This is a genomic window from Tardiphaga sp. 285_C5_N1_2 (assembly GCF_052076065.1).
Lineage (GTDB): Bacteria > Pseudomonadota > Alphaproteobacteria > Rhizobiales > Xanthobacteraceae > Tardiphaga > Tardiphaga robiniae.
This window is the reverse complement of sequence record NZ_CP197241.1, coordinates 4646134-4663599: the sequence shown is the minus strand read 5'-3', so window position 1 is coordinate 4663599 and position 17466 is coordinate 4646134. Positions and strand designations below refer to the sequence as shown.

General features: G+C 61.8%; 24 protein-coding genes. 11 read left to right on the top strand and 13 right to left on the bottom strand.

All coding sequences use genetic code 11. The annotated features are described in order from the left end of the window. Window positions 1-369 precede the first annotated feature (369 nt). On the top strand, window positions 370-882 hold the full coding sequence (locus AB7951_RS22035; RefSeq protein WP_320447009.1) for a 6,7-dimethyl-8-ribityllumazine synthase: 513 nt from the start codon (window positions 370-372) through the stop codon (window positions 880-882). Between the two features lie 11 nt (window positions 883-893). On the opposite strand, the gene AB7951_RS22030 is transcribed toward AB7951_RS22035, so the two are convergent. From AB7951_RS22030 to lgt, 5 genes are all read right to left on the bottom strand, one after another. Next, a complete protein-coding gene (locus AB7951_RS22030) occupies window positions 894-1847 on the bottom strand; it encodes a ribose-phosphate pyrophosphokinase (RefSeq protein WP_089263589.1) in 954 nt (317 codons plus the stop codon). A 166-nt stretch (window positions 1848-2013) separates the two neighbouring features. Beyond that, window positions 2014-2622: a hypothetical protein gene (locus AB7951_RS22025; RefSeq protein ID WP_092139012.1), complete on the bottom strand. Its 609-nt coding sequence runs from the start codon at window positions 2620-2622 to the stop codon at window positions 2014-2016. Window positions 2623-2820: 198 nt separating this feature from the next. Next, entirely contained in the window at window positions 2821-3588 is a 768-nt protein-coding gene (gene pgeF / locus AB7951_RS22020; protein WP_439062341.1) for a peptidoglycan editing factor PgeF, read from the bottom strand. Then, the gene (locus AB7951_RS22015) at window positions 3585-4709 is read right to left on the bottom strand and encodes a class I SAM-dependent methyltransferase (RefSeq protein ID WP_439062342.1); all 1125 of its coding nucleotides are present in this window, start codon (window positions 4707-4709) and stop codon (window positions 3585-3587) included. Before AB7951_RS22015 ends, pgeF begins: the two co-directional genes overlap by 4 nt. A gap of 1 nt (window position 4710) precedes the next feature. Next, the gene (lgt, locus tag AB7951_RS22010) at window positions 4711-5562 is read right to left on the bottom strand and encodes a prolipoprotein diacylglyceryl transferase (protein WP_439062343.1); all 852 of its coding nucleotides are present in this window, start codon (window positions 5560-5562) and stop codon (window positions 4711-4713) included. Between the two features lie 176 nt (window positions 5563-5738). Here lgt and AB7951_RS22005 point away from each other — a divergent pair, with 176 nt between their 5' ends. The 4 genes from AB7951_RS22005 to ychF all read left to right on the top strand — a co-directional run bounded on the left by AB7951_RS22005 (window position 5739) and on the right by ychF (window position 8696). After that, on the top strand, window positions 5739-5990 hold the full coding sequence (locus AB7951_RS22005; protein ID WP_089261793.1) for an accessory factor UbiK family protein: 252 nt from the start codon (window positions 5739-5741) through the stop codon (window positions 5988-5990). A gap of 243 nt (window positions 5991-6233) precedes the next feature. Further along, window positions 6234-6944, top strand: a complete 711-nt coding sequence (locus tag AB7951_RS22000; protein ID WP_068731165.1) for a 50S ribosomal protein L25/general stress protein Ctc — start codon at window positions 6234-6236, stop codon at window positions 6942-6944. A gap of 21 nt (window positions 6945-6965) precedes the next feature. Beyond that, complete coding sequence (pth, locus tag AB7951_RS21995) at window positions 6966-7589, top strand: aminoacyl-tRNA hydrolase (protein WP_089261791.1); 624 nt, start codon at window positions 6966-6968, stop codon at window positions 7587-7589. A 9-nt stretch (window positions 7590-7598) separates the two neighbouring features. Then, window positions 7599-8696: a redox-regulated ATPase YchF gene (gene ychF / locus AB7951_RS21990; RefSeq protein WP_093759981.1), complete on the top strand. Its 1098-nt coding sequence runs from the start codon at window positions 7599-7601 to the stop codon at window positions 8694-8696. Window positions 8697-8822: 126 nt separating this feature from the next. Here the strand turns inward: ychF and AB7951_RS21985 are convergent, their stop codons facing one another. Further along, window positions 8823-9146 carry a DUF4282 domain-containing protein gene (locus AB7951_RS21985; RefSeq protein WP_068731168.1) on the bottom strand — a complete coding sequence of 108 codons (324 nt, stop codon included), beginning with the start codon at window positions 9144-9146 and terminating at the stop codon, window positions 8823-8825. Window positions 9147-9325: 179 nt separating this feature from the next. On the opposite strand from AB7951_RS21985, the gene AB7951_RS21980 reads away from it, so the two are divergent. The 3 genes from AB7951_RS21980 to AB7951_RS21970 all read left to right on the top strand — a co-directional run bounded on the left by AB7951_RS21980 (window position 9326) and on the right by AB7951_RS21970 (window position 10545). Beyond that, window positions 9326-9784: a MaoC family dehydratase gene (locus tag AB7951_RS21980; protein WP_089261787.1), complete on the top strand. Its 459-nt coding sequence runs from the start codon at window positions 9326-9328 to the stop codon at window positions 9782-9784. Between the two features lie 9 nt (window positions 9785-9793). Continuing rightward, a complete protein-coding gene (locus AB7951_RS21975) occupies window positions 9794-10276 on the top strand; it encodes a MaoC family dehydratase (protein ID WP_439062344.1) in 483 nt (160 codons plus the stop codon). A gap of 125 nt (window positions 10277-10401) precedes the next feature. Beyond that, window positions 10402-10545 (top strand): hypothetical protein, encoded by a 144-nt coding sequence (locus AB7951_RS21970; RefSeq protein WP_170849743.1) that lies wholly within the window; start codon window positions 10402-10404, stop codon window positions 10543-10545. Window positions 10546-10619: 74 nt separating this feature from the next. Here the strand turns inward: AB7951_RS21970 and AB7951_RS21965 are convergent, their stop codons facing one another. From AB7951_RS21965 to AB7951_RS21945, 5 genes are all read right to left on the bottom strand, one after another. Continuing rightward, the gene (locus tag AB7951_RS21965) at window positions 10620-10757 is read right to left on the bottom strand and encodes a hypothetical protein (RefSeq protein WP_184513817.1); all 138 of its coding nucleotides are present in this window, start codon (window positions 10755-10757) and stop codon (window positions 10620-10622) included. A gap of 143 nt (window positions 10758-10900) precedes the next feature. Next, window positions 10901-11341, bottom strand: a complete 441-nt coding sequence (locus AB7951_RS21960; protein ID WP_089261783.1) for a hypothetical protein — start codon at window positions 11339-11341, stop codon at window positions 10901-10903. Window positions 11342-11512: 171 nt separating this feature from the next. After that, the gene (locus tag AB7951_RS21955) at window positions 11513-12409 is read right to left on the bottom strand and encodes a hypothetical protein (RefSeq protein WP_439066174.1); all 897 of its coding nucleotides are present in this window, start codon (window positions 12407-12409) and stop codon (window positions 11513-11515) included. Window positions 12410-12530: 121 nt separating this feature from the next. Further along, entirely contained in the window at window positions 12531-12962 is a 432-nt protein-coding gene (locus AB7951_RS21950; RefSeq protein WP_068731173.1) for a nuclear transport factor 2 family protein, read from the bottom strand. Window positions 12963-13155: 193 nt separating this feature from the next. Then, window positions 13156-13431 (bottom strand): hypothetical protein, encoded by a 276-nt coding sequence (locus AB7951_RS21945; RefSeq protein ID WP_309947258.1) that lies wholly within the window; start codon window positions 13429-13431, stop codon window positions 13156-13158. A gap of 144 nt (window positions 13432-13575) precedes the next feature. Between AB7951_RS21945 and AB7951_RS21940 the strand changes: the two genes are divergently transcribed. Together AB7951_RS21940 and AB7951_RS21935 are read left to right on the top strand one after the other, a co-directional pair. Further along, the gene (locus tag AB7951_RS21940; RefSeq protein ID WP_089261775.1) at window positions 13576-13755 is read left to right on the top strand and encodes a hypothetical protein; all 180 of its coding nucleotides are present in this window, start codon (window positions 13576-13578) and stop codon (window positions 13753-13755) included. Between the two features lie 103 nt (window positions 13756-13858). After that, on the top strand, window positions 13859-14104 hold the full coding sequence (locus AB7951_RS21935) for a (2Fe-2S) ferredoxin domain-containing protein (protein WP_439062346.1): 246 nt from the start codon (window positions 13859-13861) through the stop codon (window positions 14102-14104). Between the two features lie 9 nt (window positions 14105-14113). Here the strand turns inward: AB7951_RS21935 and AB7951_RS21930 are convergent, their stop codons facing one another. Next, a complete protein-coding gene (locus tag AB7951_RS21930) occupies window positions 14114-15433 on the bottom strand; it encodes a dicarboxylate/amino acid:cation symporter (protein WP_089261771.1) in 1320 nt (439 codons plus the stop codon). Window positions 15434-15631: 198 nt separating this feature from the next. Between AB7951_RS21930 and AB7951_RS21925 the strand changes: the two genes are divergently transcribed. Next, window positions 15632-16654, top strand: a complete 1023-nt coding sequence (locus AB7951_RS21925; RefSeq protein WP_439062347.1) for a S1C family serine protease — start codon at window positions 15632-15634, stop codon at window positions 16652-16654. 3 nt (window positions 16655-16657) lie between these two features. Here the strand turns inward: AB7951_RS21925 and AB7951_RS21920 are convergent, their stop codons facing one another. Next, window positions 16658-17362, bottom strand: a complete 705-nt coding sequence (locus tag AB7951_RS21920; RefSeq protein ID WP_175367596.1) for a hypothetical protein — start codon at window positions 17360-17362, stop codon at window positions 16658-16660. Between the last annotated feature and the right edge of the window lie 104 nt (window positions 17363-17466).

Sequence of the window (17466 nt, the reverse complement as noted above, 5' to 3'; positions counted from 1 at the left end):
CGAAAATGTCGGAGCGTCGCTGCAGGCTGCAAGTTCTATTCGTCCAGACCTTGCGAGTTTGAAGTGATGTGATTTGCTGAATCTGCGCAACGGCACCACGAATCCATCCACAGACAAACCGGCCCTCATCCACAGGTCATCTCGCCGCAATGAGAACAAACCGGAATCGGATTCCCGGATTGCGAGTCTGTGCGGTGCGCCCTCGCGCGCCACGAGTCCGGTTGGGGTGGTAACTATTGATTCCGCCGCGGGGCCCGAAAGCTTTCCCGGCCTCGCAGGAGTCCTGTTGGGGCCCGATACAGCCTGTGGACGGCCTTGCTGGGCTGGTTCGGTTTCGGCATAGTTTGGCCGTAACGAAAGTATCAGGCCATGAACGACACCACCTCCGAGTCATCCGCAGTCCAGCATCCGCGCTTTGCCAAGCCGCAGCGCGTCGCCTTCGTGCAGTCATCCTGGCATCGCGACATTGTTGCGCCTTGTTGGGAGTCGTTTCTGAGTGAGATCGAGGTGCGCCATATCAGCTCGTCGCAGGTCGATCTGTTTGAAGTGCCCGGCTCGTTCGAGATCCCGCTGCATGTCCAGGTGCTGGCCAAGACGCGGCGTTATACGGCCATCGTCGCGGCCGGCCTCGTGGTCGACAGCGGCACCCGCGGCTTCGTGGCGGACACGGTCATCCGTGCGCTGATGGATGTGCAGCTACGTACCGAGATCCCCGTATTCTCGGCCGTGACGGCGCCGGAGGATTTTCACGAGACGGAAGAGCGGGCGGCATTCTTCCGCAAGCACTTTGCGGAGAGCGGCCTCAAGGTCGCGGCAGCCTGCGCCGAGACGCTGCTCAGTCTGGAGCGTCTGCGCGGGCAGGTGGCCGCGGGGATCGTATAGAAGCGCGAGCCTTAGTCGAACAGGCTCGATACCGACTCTTCCGATGCGGTGCGGCCGATCGCTTCGGCGATCAGCGAGGCAACCGAGAGCACGCGGATGTTCGGTGACTTGCTCACGGCTTCCGTGGGCTGGATCGAGTCAGTGATCACCAATTCCTTGAGCTTGGAGTTGGCGATGCGCGCGGCGGCGCCGCCGCTCAAGACGCCATGGGTGAGATAGGCGGAGACGTCCTTGGCGCCGTATTTGAGTAGCGCATCGGCGGCGTTCACCAGCGTGCCGCCGGAGTCGACGATGTCGTCGATCAGGATGCAGGTGTAGCCGGCGACGTCGCCAATCACGTTCATCACTTCGGATTCACCGGGGCGTTCGCGGCGCTTGTCGACGATGGCGAGCGGCGCGTTGATGCGTTTGGCAAGGCCGCGGGCACGGGCGACGCCGCCGACGTCAGGCGAAACCACCATCACATTGGCGAGATCGAACTTCTCCTTGATGTCGCGCACCATCAACGGCGCGGCATAGAGGTTGTCGGTCGGGATATCGAAGAAGCCCTGGATCTGGCCGGCATGCAGGTCGAGCGTCATGACGCGGTCGGCGCCGGCATGGGTGATCATGTTGGCGACCAGCTTGGCCGAGATCGGGGTGCGGCCACCGGCCTTGCGGTCCTGGCGAGCGTAGCCGAAATAGGGGATCACCGCGGTGATGCGGCGCGCGGAAGCGCGGCGCAGCGCATCGGTGATGATCAGCAATTCCATCAGATGGTCGTTGGTCGGGAACGACGTGGATTGAAGAATGAAGACGTCGGAGCCGCGGACGTTTTCCTGGATCTCGACGAAGATTTCCATATCGGCGAAGCGCCGGACGCTGGCCTTGGTCAGCGGGATATTCAGCGAGGTCGCGATTTCCTGCGCGAGGACAGGATTGGAATTACCGGCGACCAGTTTGATCGAACCGTTCTTGGCCGACATCGACGCGTCTCCCCGCGGCTTGGTGGATACAACGTTCAGCATATCGGATTACCCACAAGAACTCGTCTAGCTGAGCGAGGTGATATCAAGGACGGCCGTCCGCTGGCAACCCGTGGGCCGCTGTTTTCCTGCGTAAAAACGGGCCTCTGCTTAACGTGAACTGAAGTCAGCGCGTCTCGGCAAATGCGGTGGCCTGCACGGGCAATTCATCGGTACTGGCGATGGCAGGTCCGTTGCCACTTGGCGCAGGCGGCTGCTCGCCGGGCGTGGTGCCGTTGATCATGCCATTGAGGCCGGTGAGCCCCGCTTGCGCGATCCGCCGCAAGACAAGGTCGTCGGCAGTAGCCCAGGCGTCGCGGCCGCCTTTGCCGGCCTGTTCCTCGCCGCTCAGGCGCAGAGCACGGTTCTGGTCGCGGTCATAGACATCCCACACCCAGGCGATCGAGGTCTGGCCGCCGCGAACCTGGGCCGAGAGGTAGCTGCGGACCCGAAAAGCCGCGCTGTCCTTGCGCGATACAACCGCAAGGTTGCGCAGGCGCGCTTCACTATCCAGAAGGTTGACCATGCGGTCGAAGACCTGCGGCGGCGGTCCGTCGATGGATTCGAACGCGATCGTCGGGCCGGAGGCGGTGGAAAGGCTGGCCTGCGCGTTCATGGCGCCGCCCGAATTGGGGACATTGGCGCAGCCGGCAAGCCCAAACGCTACGGTCAGCAACAGCGCAGCCTGGATCAGGCGCGGTCTGGCTCGATCGGTCGTAAGGGCAGAAAATCGCATAGGGCGTCCCGACTTCCGTCCGTTTGCCGCAAGCGGCGCCGGACAGGTCGAGCGATATCGTTAAAATGCGTTAAGGTCTAGGGCAGCGCGGCCACAGGTCTTTCCAGGGTGACCGAAACGGTCACCGCTCTCCGACAATTCGCGTTCAGTTTGAGGCAGTTCGGCCGCGTTAAGGATAACGGCGCGTCAACGCGCGAGTTACCGCTCAAGCACGATGGCGTGGATCTGGCGGCCATAATCCGGCTCGTTTCGATGCACCGACCGGCGATAGCTGAACAGGTTGTTGTCGGGATAGGTGTCGATGCCGGTGTCATCGATAATGGCAATGCCGGCGCGCTCCAGCCGCATCCGGATGAAGCCGCCGAGATCGAACATGGCATGACCGGCGCGGGTCGAGGGAATGAAGAACCGGGCGAAGCCAGCGTCGGACTGCGTGAAGCGTTCAACGAATTCGGCCCCGACCTCATAGCTTGGCTGGCGGATCAGCGGACCAATCGCGACCACAATGTCGGAACGATCCGCGCCGAGTTTTTCCATCTCCGCGATGGTGGCCTCGAGCACGCCGGTGAAGGCGCCCTTCCAGCCGGCATGGGCGGCACCGATGACGCGGGCCTTGGGATCGGCAAACAGCACCGGTCCGCAATCGGCCGTCGTGACGCCGAGCGCCAGGCCCTCGACCTTCGTCACCATGGCATCGACGCGCGGCCGTGAATCTCCATTCCACGGTGCCGTGGCGACGGCGACATCGGGCGAATGGACCTGATAGGCGGTGAGGAAGTGCAGGGGGGCGACGCCCATCTCCGCCGCCATGCGCCGGCGGTTCTCGGCCACATGCGCAGGATCGTCGTTCGATCCGAGCCCGCCATTAAGGCCGGCATAGATGCCTTCGGAGACGCCGCCGTCGCGCGTGAAGAACGCGTGGCGCAGGCCGGGAATGGCTGACAGCAAAGGTGATATGAAAGTCATGATGTCGGGGTCTCTATGCCGGTGTCATCGCTCAGCGCCACCAGCGTGTCGATATTGGGATCGGAGATGCCGACCACCTTGAACATCGAGCCCATGCCGCCGCGGCCGCTGTCGATCAGGCGTTTCAGTGCGCCCGAGACGGTTTCGGAAACTTCCGGCGTGGCCTTGGCCATCAGGGTCAGCGCGCGCGTCTCGATGCCGAGACGCTTGAGGAATTCGCCCTGCGTCACCGGCCCGTGGACGCGTGCGCCGACATCCTCTGCTGCCCGGCCGAGCGCCTGGAAATCCACATGCGCGGTGATATCGGCCATGCCGGGATTCTTCAGCGGATCGGCATAGCTGTGCTGCGCGATGGCCTGCAGGGTGTCGCCGGCATCGCTACGGACATGACCGTAGTCGATGATCAGAGCCGCGCCGCCTTCGTCGCGGACGCGGCTGGCAATCTTCATCATCTCGGTATCGGGTCGCCATTCGAACACCGCGCCGACAGGGGCTGCGCGCACCAGTGGCGGCAGCAGCACGTCGAAGCGCGGCAGTGGATCAGTTGATGCGCTGAACATCAGCTGGCCGTTGCTGTCGATATCCACCATGCGCTCGTGCCAACCGCCTTCGCGCTTCACGGCCTGATGGATCGGCAGGACGTCGAAATATTCATTGGCAAGGATGATCGACGGACCCGCGGGGACGGTTTCGATACTGTCGTGCCAGGTGATGTTGCGGGCGCCGGACAGCGTCGCCTTCTGCTTCTCGCGCAGCACCGGATTGATTTCAACGAGATGCACGTTGAGCGCCTGATACAGCGGCGGCAGCACGCGCAGGGCACGGAGCGCGTCGGCCATCATGGTGCCGCGGCCGGGGCCAAGTTCGATCAGGTGCACAAAAGGCGGCGCGGCCATGGCCCGCCAGACCGAGGCCGACCACAGGCCGAGCAGCTCGCCGAACATCTGGCTGACTTCGGGCGACGTGGTGAAGTCACCCTCGCGACCGAGCGGATCGCGCGAAATGTAGTAGCCGTGTTGCGGATGGGTCAGGCACAGCTGCATGTAGCGCCACACCGGCATGGGTCCGGTGGACTTGATCAGGCGCTTGATTTCATCCTGCAGCGGCGATTGGTCGGTCACATCAGGCCTTCTTGCCTGGGCTCAATTCGAGCGATGCCTGCGGCTTTCGCCAGGCGCGCACCATCAAAACGAGTCCCACAAATATCATCGGCACGGAGAGCAGCATGCCCATGGTGAGCCCACCCCACAGAAATCCGAGTTGTGGGTCCGGCTCGCGGAAGAATTCTCCTGTAATACGCGCCAGCGCATAAAAAAAGATGAAGGCGCCGAGGATCAGGCCGGGGCGCTTCAACGCACCGGCCCGGATCATCAGGGCCAGAATCAAAAACAGTACGATGCCTTCGAGGCCAGCTTCATAGAGCTGGCTGGGATGGCGCGGTAGCGGCCCGCCATTGGGGAACACCATCGCCCATGGCACGCTGGCGTCGGCGTGGCGGCCCCACAATTCACTGTTGATGAAATTGGCGAGGCGCCCGAGCAAGAGTCCGATCGGGCCGACCGCGCAGGTGATGTCGCCGAGCGACAGCACCGACAGGCCACGCTTCCAGCAGAACAGAAACACGGCAAAGACGCAGCCCATGAAGCCGCCATGGAACGACATGCCGCCCTTCCAGAGCTCAAAGATCTCGGCAGGGTGGGCGATGAAGAAATCCAGATTGTAGAACAGCACATAGCCGGTGCGGCCGCCGACAATGATGCCAATCGTCACCCAGAGGATGAAGTCGTCGAAATCCAGCAGGGAGATCGGTGAGGGCGCGCCCCACAGTTTCGTGCTCTTGATCAGTGCGCGGGCATAGATCCAGCCGAGCACGATGCCGCCGATATAGGCCAGCGCGTACCAGCGAATGACAATCGGGCCGAGCGCTATGGCGACCGGATCGAAAACGGGGAAGGCGATGGTCAGGAATGGCATGTGGTGGGCTTACGGCTCCCGATGGCGCCAGTAAAGCATTGGCATGTGACGAATTAAGGGACTTCTGCAGTTGTGAACGCCAAAAGCAGGCGATACTTGAACTGCGCGGCCGGGATCGCCATTGTCGATCTACAACTTAATCCCGCGTGTTTGTTCATCCGACCGGAGTTCTTGCCATGACCCAGACCAACAATCGGTTCTTCGACGAGATCGGCCGCCTGATGAATGATGCCGCCGGCGCGGCCCAGGGCGTCAAGCGCGAGGTCGATACGGTTGTGCGCAACCAGGCTGAGAAGATCCTGCGCGACCTCGATATCGTGAAGCGTGAGGAGTTCGAGGCGGTCAAGGATATGGCCCGGCTCGCCCGCGAGGAGAACGAGGCGCTGAAGGCCCGGATTGCAGCGCTGGAAGCCAAGCTCGGCGGCTGAGCGGAAGCCCTGCCGGTGGCCTGCACGGCGCGCCGGACATCGGCTGCCTGTTCACAAATGGCTAAAATAGGCCCCTGGAAGGGCTCCGCAGACGAAGAAAAAGCCCGTCATTTCCTTGTCTTTTTGGCGTTTCGGCGGTAGAAGCCGCCCACGTCCGCAGCCCCCGCACCCCTGGAGGCTTGCTGCAGCGTGAAAACGGGCCGCATTGCGGCCTTTAACTTTTAGAAAACAAGGACTTAAACGATGGCGACCGTCAAGGAATTGAAGGCGACCTCACGTCCGGTCGGCGGCAAGGGGGCCGCACGGGCAGAGCGTCGCGCCGGCCGAGTGCCCGGAGTGATCTATGGTGACAACAAGCCCCCCGTGGCGATTTCGGTGAATGATGCCGAACTGCGTCAGCGCATTCTGGCTGGCCGGTTCCTCACCACGATTTACGACATCGAACTCGAGGGCAAGAAGCACCGCGTGATTCCGCGCGACTTCCACCTCGATCCGGTCAAGGACTTCCCGCTCCACGTCGACTTCCTCCGCCTCGGCGAAGGCGCGACCATCCGCGTCAGCGTTCCGCTGCACATCAAGGGCGCTGAAGGCGCTCCGGGCGTGAAGCGTGGTGGCACCATCAACATCGTGACCCACACGATCGAACTGGAAGCCGAAGCCGAGAGCATTCCGCAGTTCCTCGAAGTTGATGTCGGCCAGCTCGATATCGGCACGTCGCTGCACATCACCGACGTTGTTCTGCCGAAGGGCGTGAAGACGCTGGCGCGCGATGCCGACCTGACGCTGGTCACCATCGTGCCGCCGTCGGGCTACGGTGAAGAAGCTGCGACCCCTGCGGCCGCTGCTGCGGCTCCCGCCGCTGCTGGTGCCAAGGCTCCGGCTGCCGGCGCCAAGGCCCCCGCCGCTGGTGCCAAGGCTCCGGCCGCTGCCGCCGCTCCGGCGAAGAAGAAGTAATCCGGCGCGGAGCTCCGCGTCATGCTTCTCTTTGTTGGACTCGGAAACCCTGGTGCCAAATACCAGGGCAACCGGCACAATATCGGGTTCATGGTTCTCGATGATATCGCGCGGCGTCACGGTTTTGGACCGTGGCGCCGTCGCTTTCAGGGCGAGACCTCGGAAGGCACGCTGTCTGGTGAGCGCGTCATCCTGCTGAAGCCCATGACCTTCATGAACGAGTCCGGCCGCTCGGTGCAGGAAGCGTCCGCCTATTTGAAGATTTCACTCGGCGACATCGCCGCGTTTCATGACGAGCTCGAACTGCCATTCGCGAAAGTGCGCGTGAAGGTCGGCGGCGGCATTGCCGGACATAACGGTTTGCGCTCGATCTCCGCGCATGTGGGCAACGACTATCGGCGCATTCGCCTCGGCATCGGACATCCCGGTGCCAAGGAGCTGGTACATAATCACGTGCTGAGCGATTTCGCCAAGGCCGAACGGCCTCAGCTCGAAGCGTTCAACGATGCGGTGTCGGACCATGTCGGCCTGCTGGTCGGTGGTCAGGACTCGTCGTTTCAGAACAAGGTGCATCTGACGATGCAGGCCAAGGGTTTCACGTCGAAGGACGACAACGGCTCCGCTGAGAAGCCGTCGAAGAATTAGGACAGGGTCATGGGATTCAAATGCGGGATCGTCGGACTGCCGAATGTCGGCAAATCGACGCTGTTCAATGCGCTCACCGAAACTGCCGCGGCGCAGGCTGCGAACTATCCGTTCTGCACCATCGAGCCGAATGTCGGTGAAGTCGCGGTGCCGGACAAGCGGCTCGACAAATTGTCCGAGATCGGCAAGTCGCAGCAGATCATCCCGACGCGCCTGACCTTCGTGGACATTGCGGGCCTGGTGAAAGGCGCGTCGAAGGGCGAAGGCCTTGGCAACCAGTTCCTCGCCACGATCCGCGAAGTCGATGCCGTCGCGCATGTGGTGCGTTGCTTCATCGATGACGACATCACCCATGTCGAAGGCAAGATCGATCCGCTCGCCGACATCGAGATCATCGAGACCGAGCTGATGCTCGCGGATCTGGATTCCTGCGAGAAGCGCATCGACAACCTGACCAAGAAGGCCAAGGGCAACGACAAGGACGCCAAGGAACAGCTCGATCTGGTCCAGCGCGCTTTGGTGCTGCTGCGCGACGGCAAGCCGACTCGTTTTCTCGAGCGCAAGCCCGAGGAAGAGCGCGCGTTCGGCATGCTCGGCTTGCTGACCTCCAAGCCTGTTCTCTATGTCTGCAACGTCGAAGAAGGCGCGGCTGGCGAAGGCAACGAATACTCGAAGCGGGTTGCAGAACATGCTGCGAAGGAGGGCGCTGTTGCGGTCGCCATCTCCGCCAAGATCGAATCCGAGATCGCGACGCTGTCACGTGCCGAACGCGTGGAATTCCTCGATACGCTCGGGCTTGAAGAAGCGGGCCTCGATCGCCTGATCCGTGCAGGCTATTCGCTGCTGCACCTCATCACCTACTTCACCGTCGGCCCAAAGGAAGCCCGTGCCTGGACCATCACCCAGGGCACCAAGGCACCGCAGGCTGCAGCCGTGATTCACACGGATTTCGAGAAGGGCTTCATCCGCGCGGAAACCATCGGCTATGACGACTATGTCAGGCTCGGCGGCGAAGCCGGCGCGCGCGATGGCGGCAAGCTGCGGCTGGAAGGCAAGGAATATGTCGTCGCTGACGGCGACGTGCTGCATTTCCGGTTCAACACGTAAGATATTCTCAGTCCTCTCCCCGTCGTTTCGAGGAGCGAAGCGACGCGGCAATCCAGCAGCCACAAGCGAAGACTGGATTGCTTCGTCGCAAGGGCTCCTCGCAATGACGGCGGAGAGAATTAACGCTCAGTACTGCTGGCCGTGGCCGTGATCCTGCCCGAGGTTTTGCCCCTGATCCCGTAGCGCGCCGAGGTGTTCGTTGATGCGGAACACGATCAGAACGAACTCAGCCGCAATGCGTGCGAAGATGATTCCGACGATCACACTGGCGAGGCTCGACATCACGAGGACGAAACCGCCGAACGGGCTGATGGCCATTGCGGCGAGACCGGAAAAGATCCCGGAAATGCCGAACAGAATGATCAGTGCGATCACCAGCCAGTAGAACGTCTTGATGATGGTGGGCGTAATGAAACGGTCCCACTGAAACAGATCGCGAAATTCGAACATCGGTGAAATCCCCCGCCGTGTAGATGAGTGACAAATTCAATTGCATTGAGAAACGGCTTCAAATATCCCCGGCCCGACCACATTGACGGGCAGGATCGCGGGAAAGCCATGCAAGCGACCGGGTTGAGATTGCTGCAAATAACGGCCACAATCAGGCTTCCTCGACGGCATTCCCCATTATGACCCTGACATTTGAAGATTTTAAGCCCGGCCACTTCGGGACCTTCGGGCCGCGCCATATTACGCGCGACGAGATTATCGCCTATGCGAAAGAATACGATCCGCAGCCGATGCATCTCGATGAAGTTGCCGCAAGCGCATCGATGCTCAAAGGACTATCCGGCTCCGGCTGGCACATGTGCTCGCTGATGATGCGGATGATCTATGACGGGTTTCTGCACAAGACCGCATCGATGGGCTCGCCGGGTGTGGATCAGATGCGATGGCTCGCGCCGTTTCGCCCCGGCGACGACCTGACGCTGGATGTCGAAGTGGTCGAGGCGCGCGTATCGCAAAGCCGGCCGACCTTGGGCATCGTTAAATTCAAGTTCAGCACACGCAATGCCAAGGGGCAGACGATTTCCGAGATGATCACCCCGATCATGATCGGGGTGCGTGAACCCGCCTCCGGGAACTAGGGTCGCAGCATGCGCTATCTGGAAGACATCCAAATCGGTATGCGCCGTGAGCTCGGCTCGTTCACGTTCACCGCGGAGTCGATCAAGGCGTTTGCCAGGCAATTCGATCCGCAACCGTTCCATCTCGATGAAGAGGCCGGCCGCAAATCGCTATTCGGGGGTCTCGCTGCGTCGGGCTGGCACGTGGCGTCGGTGTGCATGAAGTTGCTGGTCGCCGATGGCCAGCGCGCAAAGGCGGAGGCAGAGGCGCGTGGCGAAGAGCCTCCAGTCGGCGGCCCATCTCCCGGTTTTCGTGATTTGCGCTGGACCCGGCCTGTTCTCGCCGGCGATACCCTGACCTATAGCAGCGAGGTCGTGTCCGTACGCGCGACCGCGACGCGTCCGGGTTGGGGGATCTTGCAGTCGAGGAACGTTGCCGTTAATCAGCGCGGCGAGGAGGTCTACAGCTTCCTCGGTTCGGTCTTCCTGCCGCAACGGGGCGACGCGGCTTAACCATTTCAAACTTTATCGATGGAACCCTAGCTCTGTTAAGGGGTTCTGAACCTTGTGAGCGTGATCTGCGACTCACGGGTATGACGACCGAGACGACACTTCGTAGGACGATTTTGGGGACGACAATGGCTGACCGCACCGGATTGAAATTTGTGGGCTTCATCTTCGCGAGCGTGACGCTTGCGGTGATGCTGGCCACGTGCATGGTGGTCAAGGGTTATGCCGACGGCGCCTATACGCTCGAGAGCAGCGCGGTCGTCAGCGAGTAATTTTTACGAGTTGCTAACCAGACCCGCGCCGAACTGCGCGGGTTTTTTCGTGAGCGGGGTCGATGATCGCGACCTCAGCGACTCCAGGCCCAGGCGAGCAATGCCACGGCCACCAACAGCAATCCGACAAAACGCAAGATAATGGTGCCCATCCTGGGCGCGTTATTGCGCGCCGGAATGGGATCGGTGTTGTTCGGCCGAATGGTCTCCACGGATCGATTCCCCCAAAAGCAGTTCGCAGGTGCTGCGTAACCGTTGGTCGGGAACAAAACGAATAAAGTTCAATTGAACGAGCTCATGAAAAAGCCGCCGCCCTTTCGGGCGGCGGCTTTTGATTCGGGTGGTCTAGTGCCGATCAGTCGTGACGCAGACCGTCAGCGGTACGCTTCCACTGCGCGACGTTGTCGGCGATCAGGCGGGTCGACTTCATCGCGGCCTGGCTGAGCTGGGCATAGCCGGAGATCTCGCGCTGAACGCGCTGGCCTTCGGCGTGGAGCAGGTCGCGGAGGCTCTCCAGTTCGGAAACCAGTTTCTCGATCTCGCCGAGCGAGGTGCCGGCGACGCGCTGGATCAGCGAATTGACGCTGTTCACGGTCGCTTCGGTCGTCGCTTCCAGCGGCGCTTCGGTGCCGGTGGTGGTTTCACTGCTGTTGTTCACCATGCCAGGCACCGGACGACGGAGGTAAGCGATATCGTTGCGCACGAAGTCGCGGATACCCGCTTCGACTTCAGACACAGCGGCGAGGTTGCTGTCGTCATCTTTGGCTTCTGTCTGTTCTGAACGAATGGCACTCATCAGCTCTTCCTTGTTTGTGTGAAGCGGACTTCACAATGAGCGAGCGCGGTCCCCCGCATGACAAATTTACGTGTACATCTGCGCAGTGGATTTTGACGAGATAGCGGCGAATATGCGGCAGGGCGCCGATCTTTGCCGGCAATCGTCTGGCAAAGTGTATTAAAACTTAATTCACCAACTATGCTTGAAGCCTGCCGAGAACGTCTTGTTGGTCACGCCCTGAACGGTCTCGCTGATCGATCCGGAGACGTTGACGCCGCCAAACAGCTTCTGCTCCGCGCCGAATTTGCGCAGCCATTTGTCGTCGGTGGTGGCGAGCGATTGCCCTGCGATGAAGCTGGTGCCGGTATCGGTGATGTTGAAGCGCGCGAGCTGATCGGTCTCGTAGCTTCGCGTGGGGCGACCGTTGTAACCAATGGCTGGAATGCTGCCTTGCTGGATCACGTTGTAGCCGCTTTGCAGCGTCAGCGAATACTGATCGCCGGCAATGGGTACCGACTTGCTGAGCGAAGTGCCCAGTTTGGTTTGATCCGCGCCCGGATCGACACGTGCTTCGATCGCCGTCTTGTCCCAGATTGAGCCCACGCCGGGAGCAGTCGCGGCCGCCCAGGCTGCGCCGCCCGATTGGGCCTGCGCCGTGCCGTCGCCGAACTGATTGCGGTAGGCATCGGCTGCGCTGCGCGGCGCGTTTTGCCGCGCGACATTGATGTCGGCGCCGACGCGGGTATCCCAGAACGGCGTAACCGACTGCTTGACCGAGAGCGCGGACGCGCCGTTGCTCTCATTGTTGGTCCAGCTGGACGACGGGCTGCCGACGATCAGCGACGAGCGCTTCTCGCGGAGCGATGCCTTCGCTGTCGGCGAATCGTCGGTGTTCAAGAGGCTCCAGTCGGGTTCCGGGGTGTCAGCAGGAGGAGTGGCTGCCGTGTCGACCTGCTCTATTTCACCGGGAGGCGGCGCAACGTCGACGAGGCCGCGCCAAGGATTCTGCGCGTGAGCCGGAAAGGCAAACGCGGTTCCGCCGAGTGCCGCGATGAGCGCCCAATATGTCGGTTTGACTGAAGCCATCGTGCCACTGCCCAGCAAGATCGCGGATCGATTGGCACATAATACCATCAGGCCCGGCGGAATTGTGGCGTTGCAACATTTCGCTGGGGATGAACGTGGCGATTGGCAATCGCGGCGCTGCTCAGGCGATCTTCGGCAGATGGATGGGCCGGCCCAATGCCTGTTCGACCAAGTCGAACGTATCCACGACCACGCGCATGCTGGTCAGACGCCCGGCCTTGAACTGCGCGAATTGCGCCAGCCGCAGGCTGATAGGGCGGTTCGAATCCAGCGCGGTCAGCGAGAAGCGCATCATTGCGGAGCCAGACTCATCACCAAGGATCATCGACTCCCGCTCGAAGCGATGCACCCGCACATTGTCGGCGATCTGCTTGCAGACATCGAGCACGGCCGCCTTGCCGTGACGCGCACCGAGAAACGGAAACATGTCGATCGGCCCGTAGACCGCCCACTCAATATTGTCGTCGATGATGTCGGTGAGGTGGTCGAGCTGGCGTTCGTTGATGGCGCGATGCAACGCGCGCGAGAAACGCCAGAGGCTGTGCTCTGTCATTGGGATAGTCCTGAAAATGGTTGAAACACTTGCGCGCCGGGGCAACGTTGCCCGGGCGGTCTGCACAAATTGCTTGATAGCTGAAGTAATATAATTTCGCTAAAATTCAACGGTTTATTTTGCAATGCACAAATGTTCGTGGTGAGGAGCTGCTCACCAAAACGTTAAGCTGCATTGCGGCGTCGGCATAACCTTACCGGTATGTCTGCTCGTGGTCCTGCACGGGGAGCGGTTCCATGGCGACATCGCCGTTGCGGGCGGCCATGATGCCAAACAAAAGGGCCCCGCCGACGGCGCCGAGGAGTGCGCCAATGGGCATGAAGGTGAAAAACACCAGCATGGCGCTATAGCCCTCGAAATTGCTGGTCTTGAACAATTCGACCCAGGCAACGCCGGCGCCGATCCCCACGGCCGCTCCACCGAGCAACCCCAGAACCAGACCCAGCAAGATCAGCAACGCGATTTTCATGCAGCGCCCCCACTCAATGTTTTATGCGTCAAACAATGGCGCCAGAAGGTTCAACGGCGGGCGGTGATTTCATATGCCGGAGCCCGGGAAAGGAACGCTGCTTGGGCGGCTGCGTTTTCTCCCGATCTGCAAGGGAGATTCCCGATGACCAAGCACATCCAGCCCGTTCCCGAAGATAACTGCAGCGACAAGGGACCTGGCAGCGCGCCGAAGGTTACGCTCGATAACACCAAGGGTCATCGCGACGACGAGAAGCACAATATTCGTGAGCAGGCGGCGCACGGCAATCTCACGCAGAACACCAGCAACCGCCGGTCGGGGTGATCGCAATGCAGCAGGCGGTTTCTATATAACAGGAATGGCCAGTAAACCCGTCGTCACCGCCCGCTTGCGCCGCGCGTCACCCGTTCTTGTCTGCAAGAAATGCTTGGGTCGCATTGATGACGGCAAGGCACTGCGCAAATCGCTCAAGTCGGATTTGAAACGCCGCAGCGCCAAGCAGGACGTGAAAAGTCCACGCGTGGTGCTGACGAGCTGTCTTGGCATCTGCCCGAAGCGGGCCGTCGTCGTGGCGAGCGCCGCGACGTTACAGAACGGGCAGTATCTGTTGCTGTCAGGTGCGGACGCCAGCGCAGAGGCAGTGGCGACGCTGATGCCAGATCGGGTGCCCTAAATAGAGCGATCAGGCGGCCGATTTCTCCGGCAGTTCTCCCAGCGGCCGGCGCTCCATCTCTTCGCCGAAATCGATCGGATGCAGCAGCGCCTCGTGGAGCTGATGGCGATCGAGTTCGCCTTCCCAGCGGCTGATGACGATGGTGGCGACGCCGTTGCCGATCAGATTGGTGAGCGCCCGGCATTCGCTCATGAACTTGTCGATGCCGACGATGATGGCCAGTGCGGTGATCGGAATATCGGGGATGATCGACAGCGTCGCGGCCAGCGTCACGAAGCCCGCGCCGGTGACGCCCGATGCGCCCTTCGATGTCAGCATCGCCACGCCGAGCACCGCGGCCATCTGGCCGAAGGTGAGATGCGTGTTGGTGGCCTGCGCCAGAAACAGCGTGGCGAGCGTCATGTAGATATTGGTGCCGTCGAGATTGAAGCTGTAGCCGGTCGGAATGACGAGGCCGACCACCGGCTTCGATGCGCCCAGAGCTTCCATCTTGGTGATCATGCGCGGCAGCACAGTCTCGGACGACGAGGTGCCGAGCACGATCAGCAGCTCGTCCTTGATATAGCCGATGAAACGCAGGATCGAGAAGCCGAAGGCACGCGCGATACCGCCGAGCACCAGCAGCACGAACAGCAGCGACGCCAGATAGAAGGTGAAGATGAGATAGCCGAGATTGACGAGGGCGCCGAGGCCGAACGAGCCGATGGTGAAAGCCATTGCACCAAAGGCGCCGATGGGCGCGAGCTGCACGATCATGCCGATGATGCGGAAGAACATCTTGCCGGCGAGATCAACGCCTTCGGCAATCTTTTCGCCGGGTTTCCCCATATGCGAGATCGCGAAGCCGGACAGGATCGCCACCAGCAGCACCTGCAGCAGATCGCCTTTGGCCAGCGAGTCGAAATAGGACGTCGGAATGATTCCCATCAGATGGGTGACGAAGCTTTCCTCCTTGGCGCGGCTGACATAGCTGGCGACGGATTTTGCGTCCAATGTGGAGGGATCGATATTGAAGCCGGCGCCGGGCTGCAGGAAGTGACCGACCAGGAGGCCGATCAGCAGCGCCAGGGTGGAGACCGTCTCGAAATACAGCAGCGTCTTGCCGCCGATGCGGCCGACCTTGCTCATGTCGCCGATCGAGGCGATGCCGTGCACCACGGTGCAGAAGATCGCCGGCGCGATCATCATCTTGATCAGTGCGATGAAGCCGTCGCCGAGCGGCTTCAGGGCCTTGCCAGCATCCGGATAGAAGTAGCCGACTGTGACGCCGATCGCGATCGCGATCAGCACCTGGATATAGAGAATGCGATACCAGGGTTGCTTGGCCATCGTGGTTTCGTCCCTTGAAAAGCGCTCATCACCATCGACAGCCGCGCGCAAAACATAGGTGCGCTGAGCTGCGGCGTAAAGTCACGCTTTGAACAGACCTGAGGTTAAGGCGCGGCGCAGCCCGGCCATGTCTCCCGCGCATGCTGCACTTGCAGTGGTGCGCGCCGGGGCCATTTAAATCTCAAAGGAAGCATCGCCATGCTTGATATCACCGCACATCCCTTAAATGACGATTCCGCGACACCCGCCGTTGCCGCAGTGCCGAACGATGCTGCGCTGCTCGATGCCTATTCGAACGCTGTCATCGATGTCACCGAACGCGTCGGCCCCGCGGTCGTGCGGGTCGAGACCGGAGCGAGGACGCCGAATGCCCGCGAACGCGGCGGGCTGGGCTCCGGCATCGTCATCTCGCCGGACGGCCTTGTCCTGACCAACAGCCATGTCGTCGGCGATTCCAGGCATATTCGCCTGCGCGACACCGAAGGCGTCGTCACCGATGCTCGCGTGCTCGGCGCCGATCCCGATACCGATCTCGCTTTGCTGCGGGCCGATAATGCGCGCGACCTGCGCTATGCGGGTCTCGGCAATTCCAAGAACCTGAAGCGCGGCCAGCTCGTGGTCGCCATCGGCAATCCGCTCGGCTTCGAATCCACGGTCACCGCCGGTGTCGTCTCGGCACTCGGCCGCTCGATCCGCTCGGTGAGCGGGCGCAATATCGAGGACGTGATCCAGACCGATGCCGCGCTCAATCCCGGCAATTCCGGCGGCGCGCTGGTGTCGTCGCGCGGCGAGGTGATCGGCATCAACACCGCCATCATCCAGGGCGCGCAGGGCATCTGCTTTGCGGTCGCCAGCAACACCGCGCAATTCGTGCTGTCGGAGATCATCCGTCACGGCTATGTCCGCCGCGCCTTCATCGGCGTGTCCGGCCAGACCGCGCCGATCCCGCGCCGCCATGCGGTGCTCGCCGGCATCGAGAACACCATGGGCGCGCTGCTCGATCAGATCGATCCCGACGGTCCGGCGTTCAAGGCTGGCCTGTTGCCTGGCGATGTCGTCGTCAGTCTCGATCACGTGCCGGTGAATGGCGTCGACGATCTGATCCGCATTCTTGATCGCGACCGTATCGATCGGACGATCGAGATTGACGTGCTGCGGATGGGCCGCCTGCGCGCCATCGACATTCATCCCGTCGAACGCAAGGTGCTGGCGCGCGCGTAACCATCACGCCTTGTGCAGCAGCGACAGCTCAGCCTTCAGGCGCAGGCTGCGCTTGCCGGCGAGGGCGGTGGCTTCGAATGCCGCGCAGCCGTCGCTGCAGCTGCCGGAAAAGCCGATGCCCACTTCGTAACCGGCGAACAGCGAACTCCCGCCGGCTGCGGGCGTGTGTTCCTGATTGACGATCTCGCCCTTCCAGCGGCCGCCGGCCGAACCATAGGCGCCGAGATAATAGAAGCGGGCGTCGCCGCCGAGAATGCGGCCGTCGAACAGCAGCATCACGCCGGTCAGCCCGTCCTCGACGCCGTCGAGGGTTTTCATGTGGAGCGAATACAGCCCGTTGGCGATGCCGCCATCGCCCACCGTGCCGGTGTCCGGGAAGTCCTCTTCGTCGAGCCGTGTCATCACGGACTCGAAGGCCGGCCCCTTGCCCTGCGCGTCGCCGCCCGTGAACCTGTAGTTCTTGCCGTCGTGGATGCCACGCACGCGGATCGAGCCGTCGTCGTCGCCATAGAGCGTGCGAAACTGCGAGCCGACATGATGGCGCTGGCCATGGATCACCGCATGGATGCCGTCGTCGGCTTCCTCATAGGTGCCGATATGGGCGAAGGCGGTGTTGCCGCCCAGCATGCGGCCGTCCTTGCAATACATGACGCTGCGGCCGACCACGTCGCCCGCCCGGTAGTCACATTTGTAGAAACCGTCGAACACTTAAAGCCACCCACTGCGCCAACGGGCACCAGTGTAGACGTTCGCGCAGTGCGATAACAGGCATTCCCGGCCGGGCATATCAGCCATCCCGTCCGCGTGACGAA

What these genes read in the sequence shown, in the direction of transcription:
- AB7951_RS22025 (WP_092139012.1), bottom strand. Translation starts at nt 2,622, where the DNA reads ATGCGATTTTCTGCCCTTACGACCGATCGAGCCAGACCGCGCCTGATC.
- AB7951_RS22005 (WP_089261793.1), top strand. Translation starts at nt 5,739, where the DNA reads ATGACCCAGACCAACAATCGGTTCTTCGACGAGATCGGCCGCCTGATG.
- AB7951_RS22035 (WP_320447009.1), top strand. Translation starts at nt 370, where the DNA reads ATGAACGACACCACCTCCGAGTCATCCGCAGTCCAGCATCCGCGCTTT.
- AB7951_RS21925 (WP_439062347.1), top strand. Translation starts at nt 15,632, where the DNA reads ATGCTTGATATCACCGCACATCCCTTAAATGACGATTCCGCGACACCC.
- AB7951_RS21985 (WP_068731168.1), bottom strand. Translation starts at nt 9,146, where the DNA reads ATGTTCGAATTTCGCGATCTGTTTCAGTGGGACCGTTTCATTACGCCC.
- AB7951_RS21945 (WP_309947258.1), bottom strand. Translation starts at nt 13,431, where the DNA reads ATGAAAATCGCGTTGCTGATCTTGCTGGGTCTGGTTCTGGGGTTGCTC.
- AB7951_RS22000 (WP_068731165.1), top strand. Translation starts at nt 6,234, where the DNA reads ATGGCGACCGTCAAGGAATTGAAGGCGACCTCACGTCCGGTCGGCGGC.
- AB7951_RS21960 (WP_089261783.1), bottom strand. Translation starts at nt 11,341, where the DNA reads ATGAGTGCCATTCGTTCAGAACAGACAGAAGCCAAAGATGACGACAGC.
- AB7951_RS21975 (WP_439062344.1), top strand. Translation starts at nt 9,794, where the DNA reads ATGCGCTATCTGGAAGACATCCAAATCGGTATGCGCCGTGAGCTCGGC.
- AB7951_RS21955 (WP_439066174.1), bottom strand. Translation starts at nt 12,409, where the DNA reads ATGGCTTCAGTCAAACCGACATATTGGGCGCTCATCGCGGCACTCGGC.
- AB7951_RS21970 (WP_170849743.1), top strand. Translation starts at nt 10,402, where the DNA reads ATGGCTGACCGCACCGGATTGAAATTTGTGGGCTTCATCTTCGCGAGC.
- AB7951_RS21930 (WP_089261771.1), bottom strand. Translation starts at nt 15,433, where the DNA reads ATGGCCAAGCAACCCTGGTATCGCATTCTCTATATCCAGGTGCTGATC.
- AB7951_RS21940 (WP_089261775.1), top strand. Translation starts at nt 13,576, where the DNA reads ATGACCAAGCACATCCAGCCCGTTCCCGAAGATAACTGCAGCGACAAG.
- AB7951_RS21950 (WP_068731173.1), bottom strand. Translation starts at nt 12,962, where the DNA reads ATGACAGAGCACAGCCTCTGGCGTTTCTCGCGCGCGTTGCATCGCGCC.
- pgeF (WP_439062341.1), bottom strand. Translation starts at nt 3,588, where the DNA reads ATGACTTTCATATCACCTTTGCTGTCAGCCATTCCCGGCCTGCGCCAC.
- ychF (WP_093759981.1), top strand. Translation starts at nt 7,599, where the DNA reads ATGGGATTCAAATGCGGGATCGTCGGACTGCCGAATGTCGGCAAATCG.
- pth (WP_089261791.1), top strand. Translation starts at nt 6,966, where the DNA reads ATGCTTCTCTTTGTTGGACTCGGAAACCCTGGTGCCAAATACCAGGGC.
- AB7951_RS22030 (WP_089263589.1), bottom strand. Translation starts at nt 1,847, where the DNA reads ATGTCGGCCAAGAACGGTTCGATCAAACTGGTCGCCGGTAATTCCAAT.
- AB7951_RS21980 (WP_089261787.1), top strand. Translation starts at nt 9,326, where the DNA reads ATGACCCTGACATTTGAAGATTTTAAGCCCGGCCACTTCGGGACCTTC.
- lgt (WP_439062343.1), bottom strand. Translation starts at nt 5,562, where the DNA reads ATGCCATTCCTGACCATCGCCTTCCCCGTTTTCGATCCGGTCGCCATA.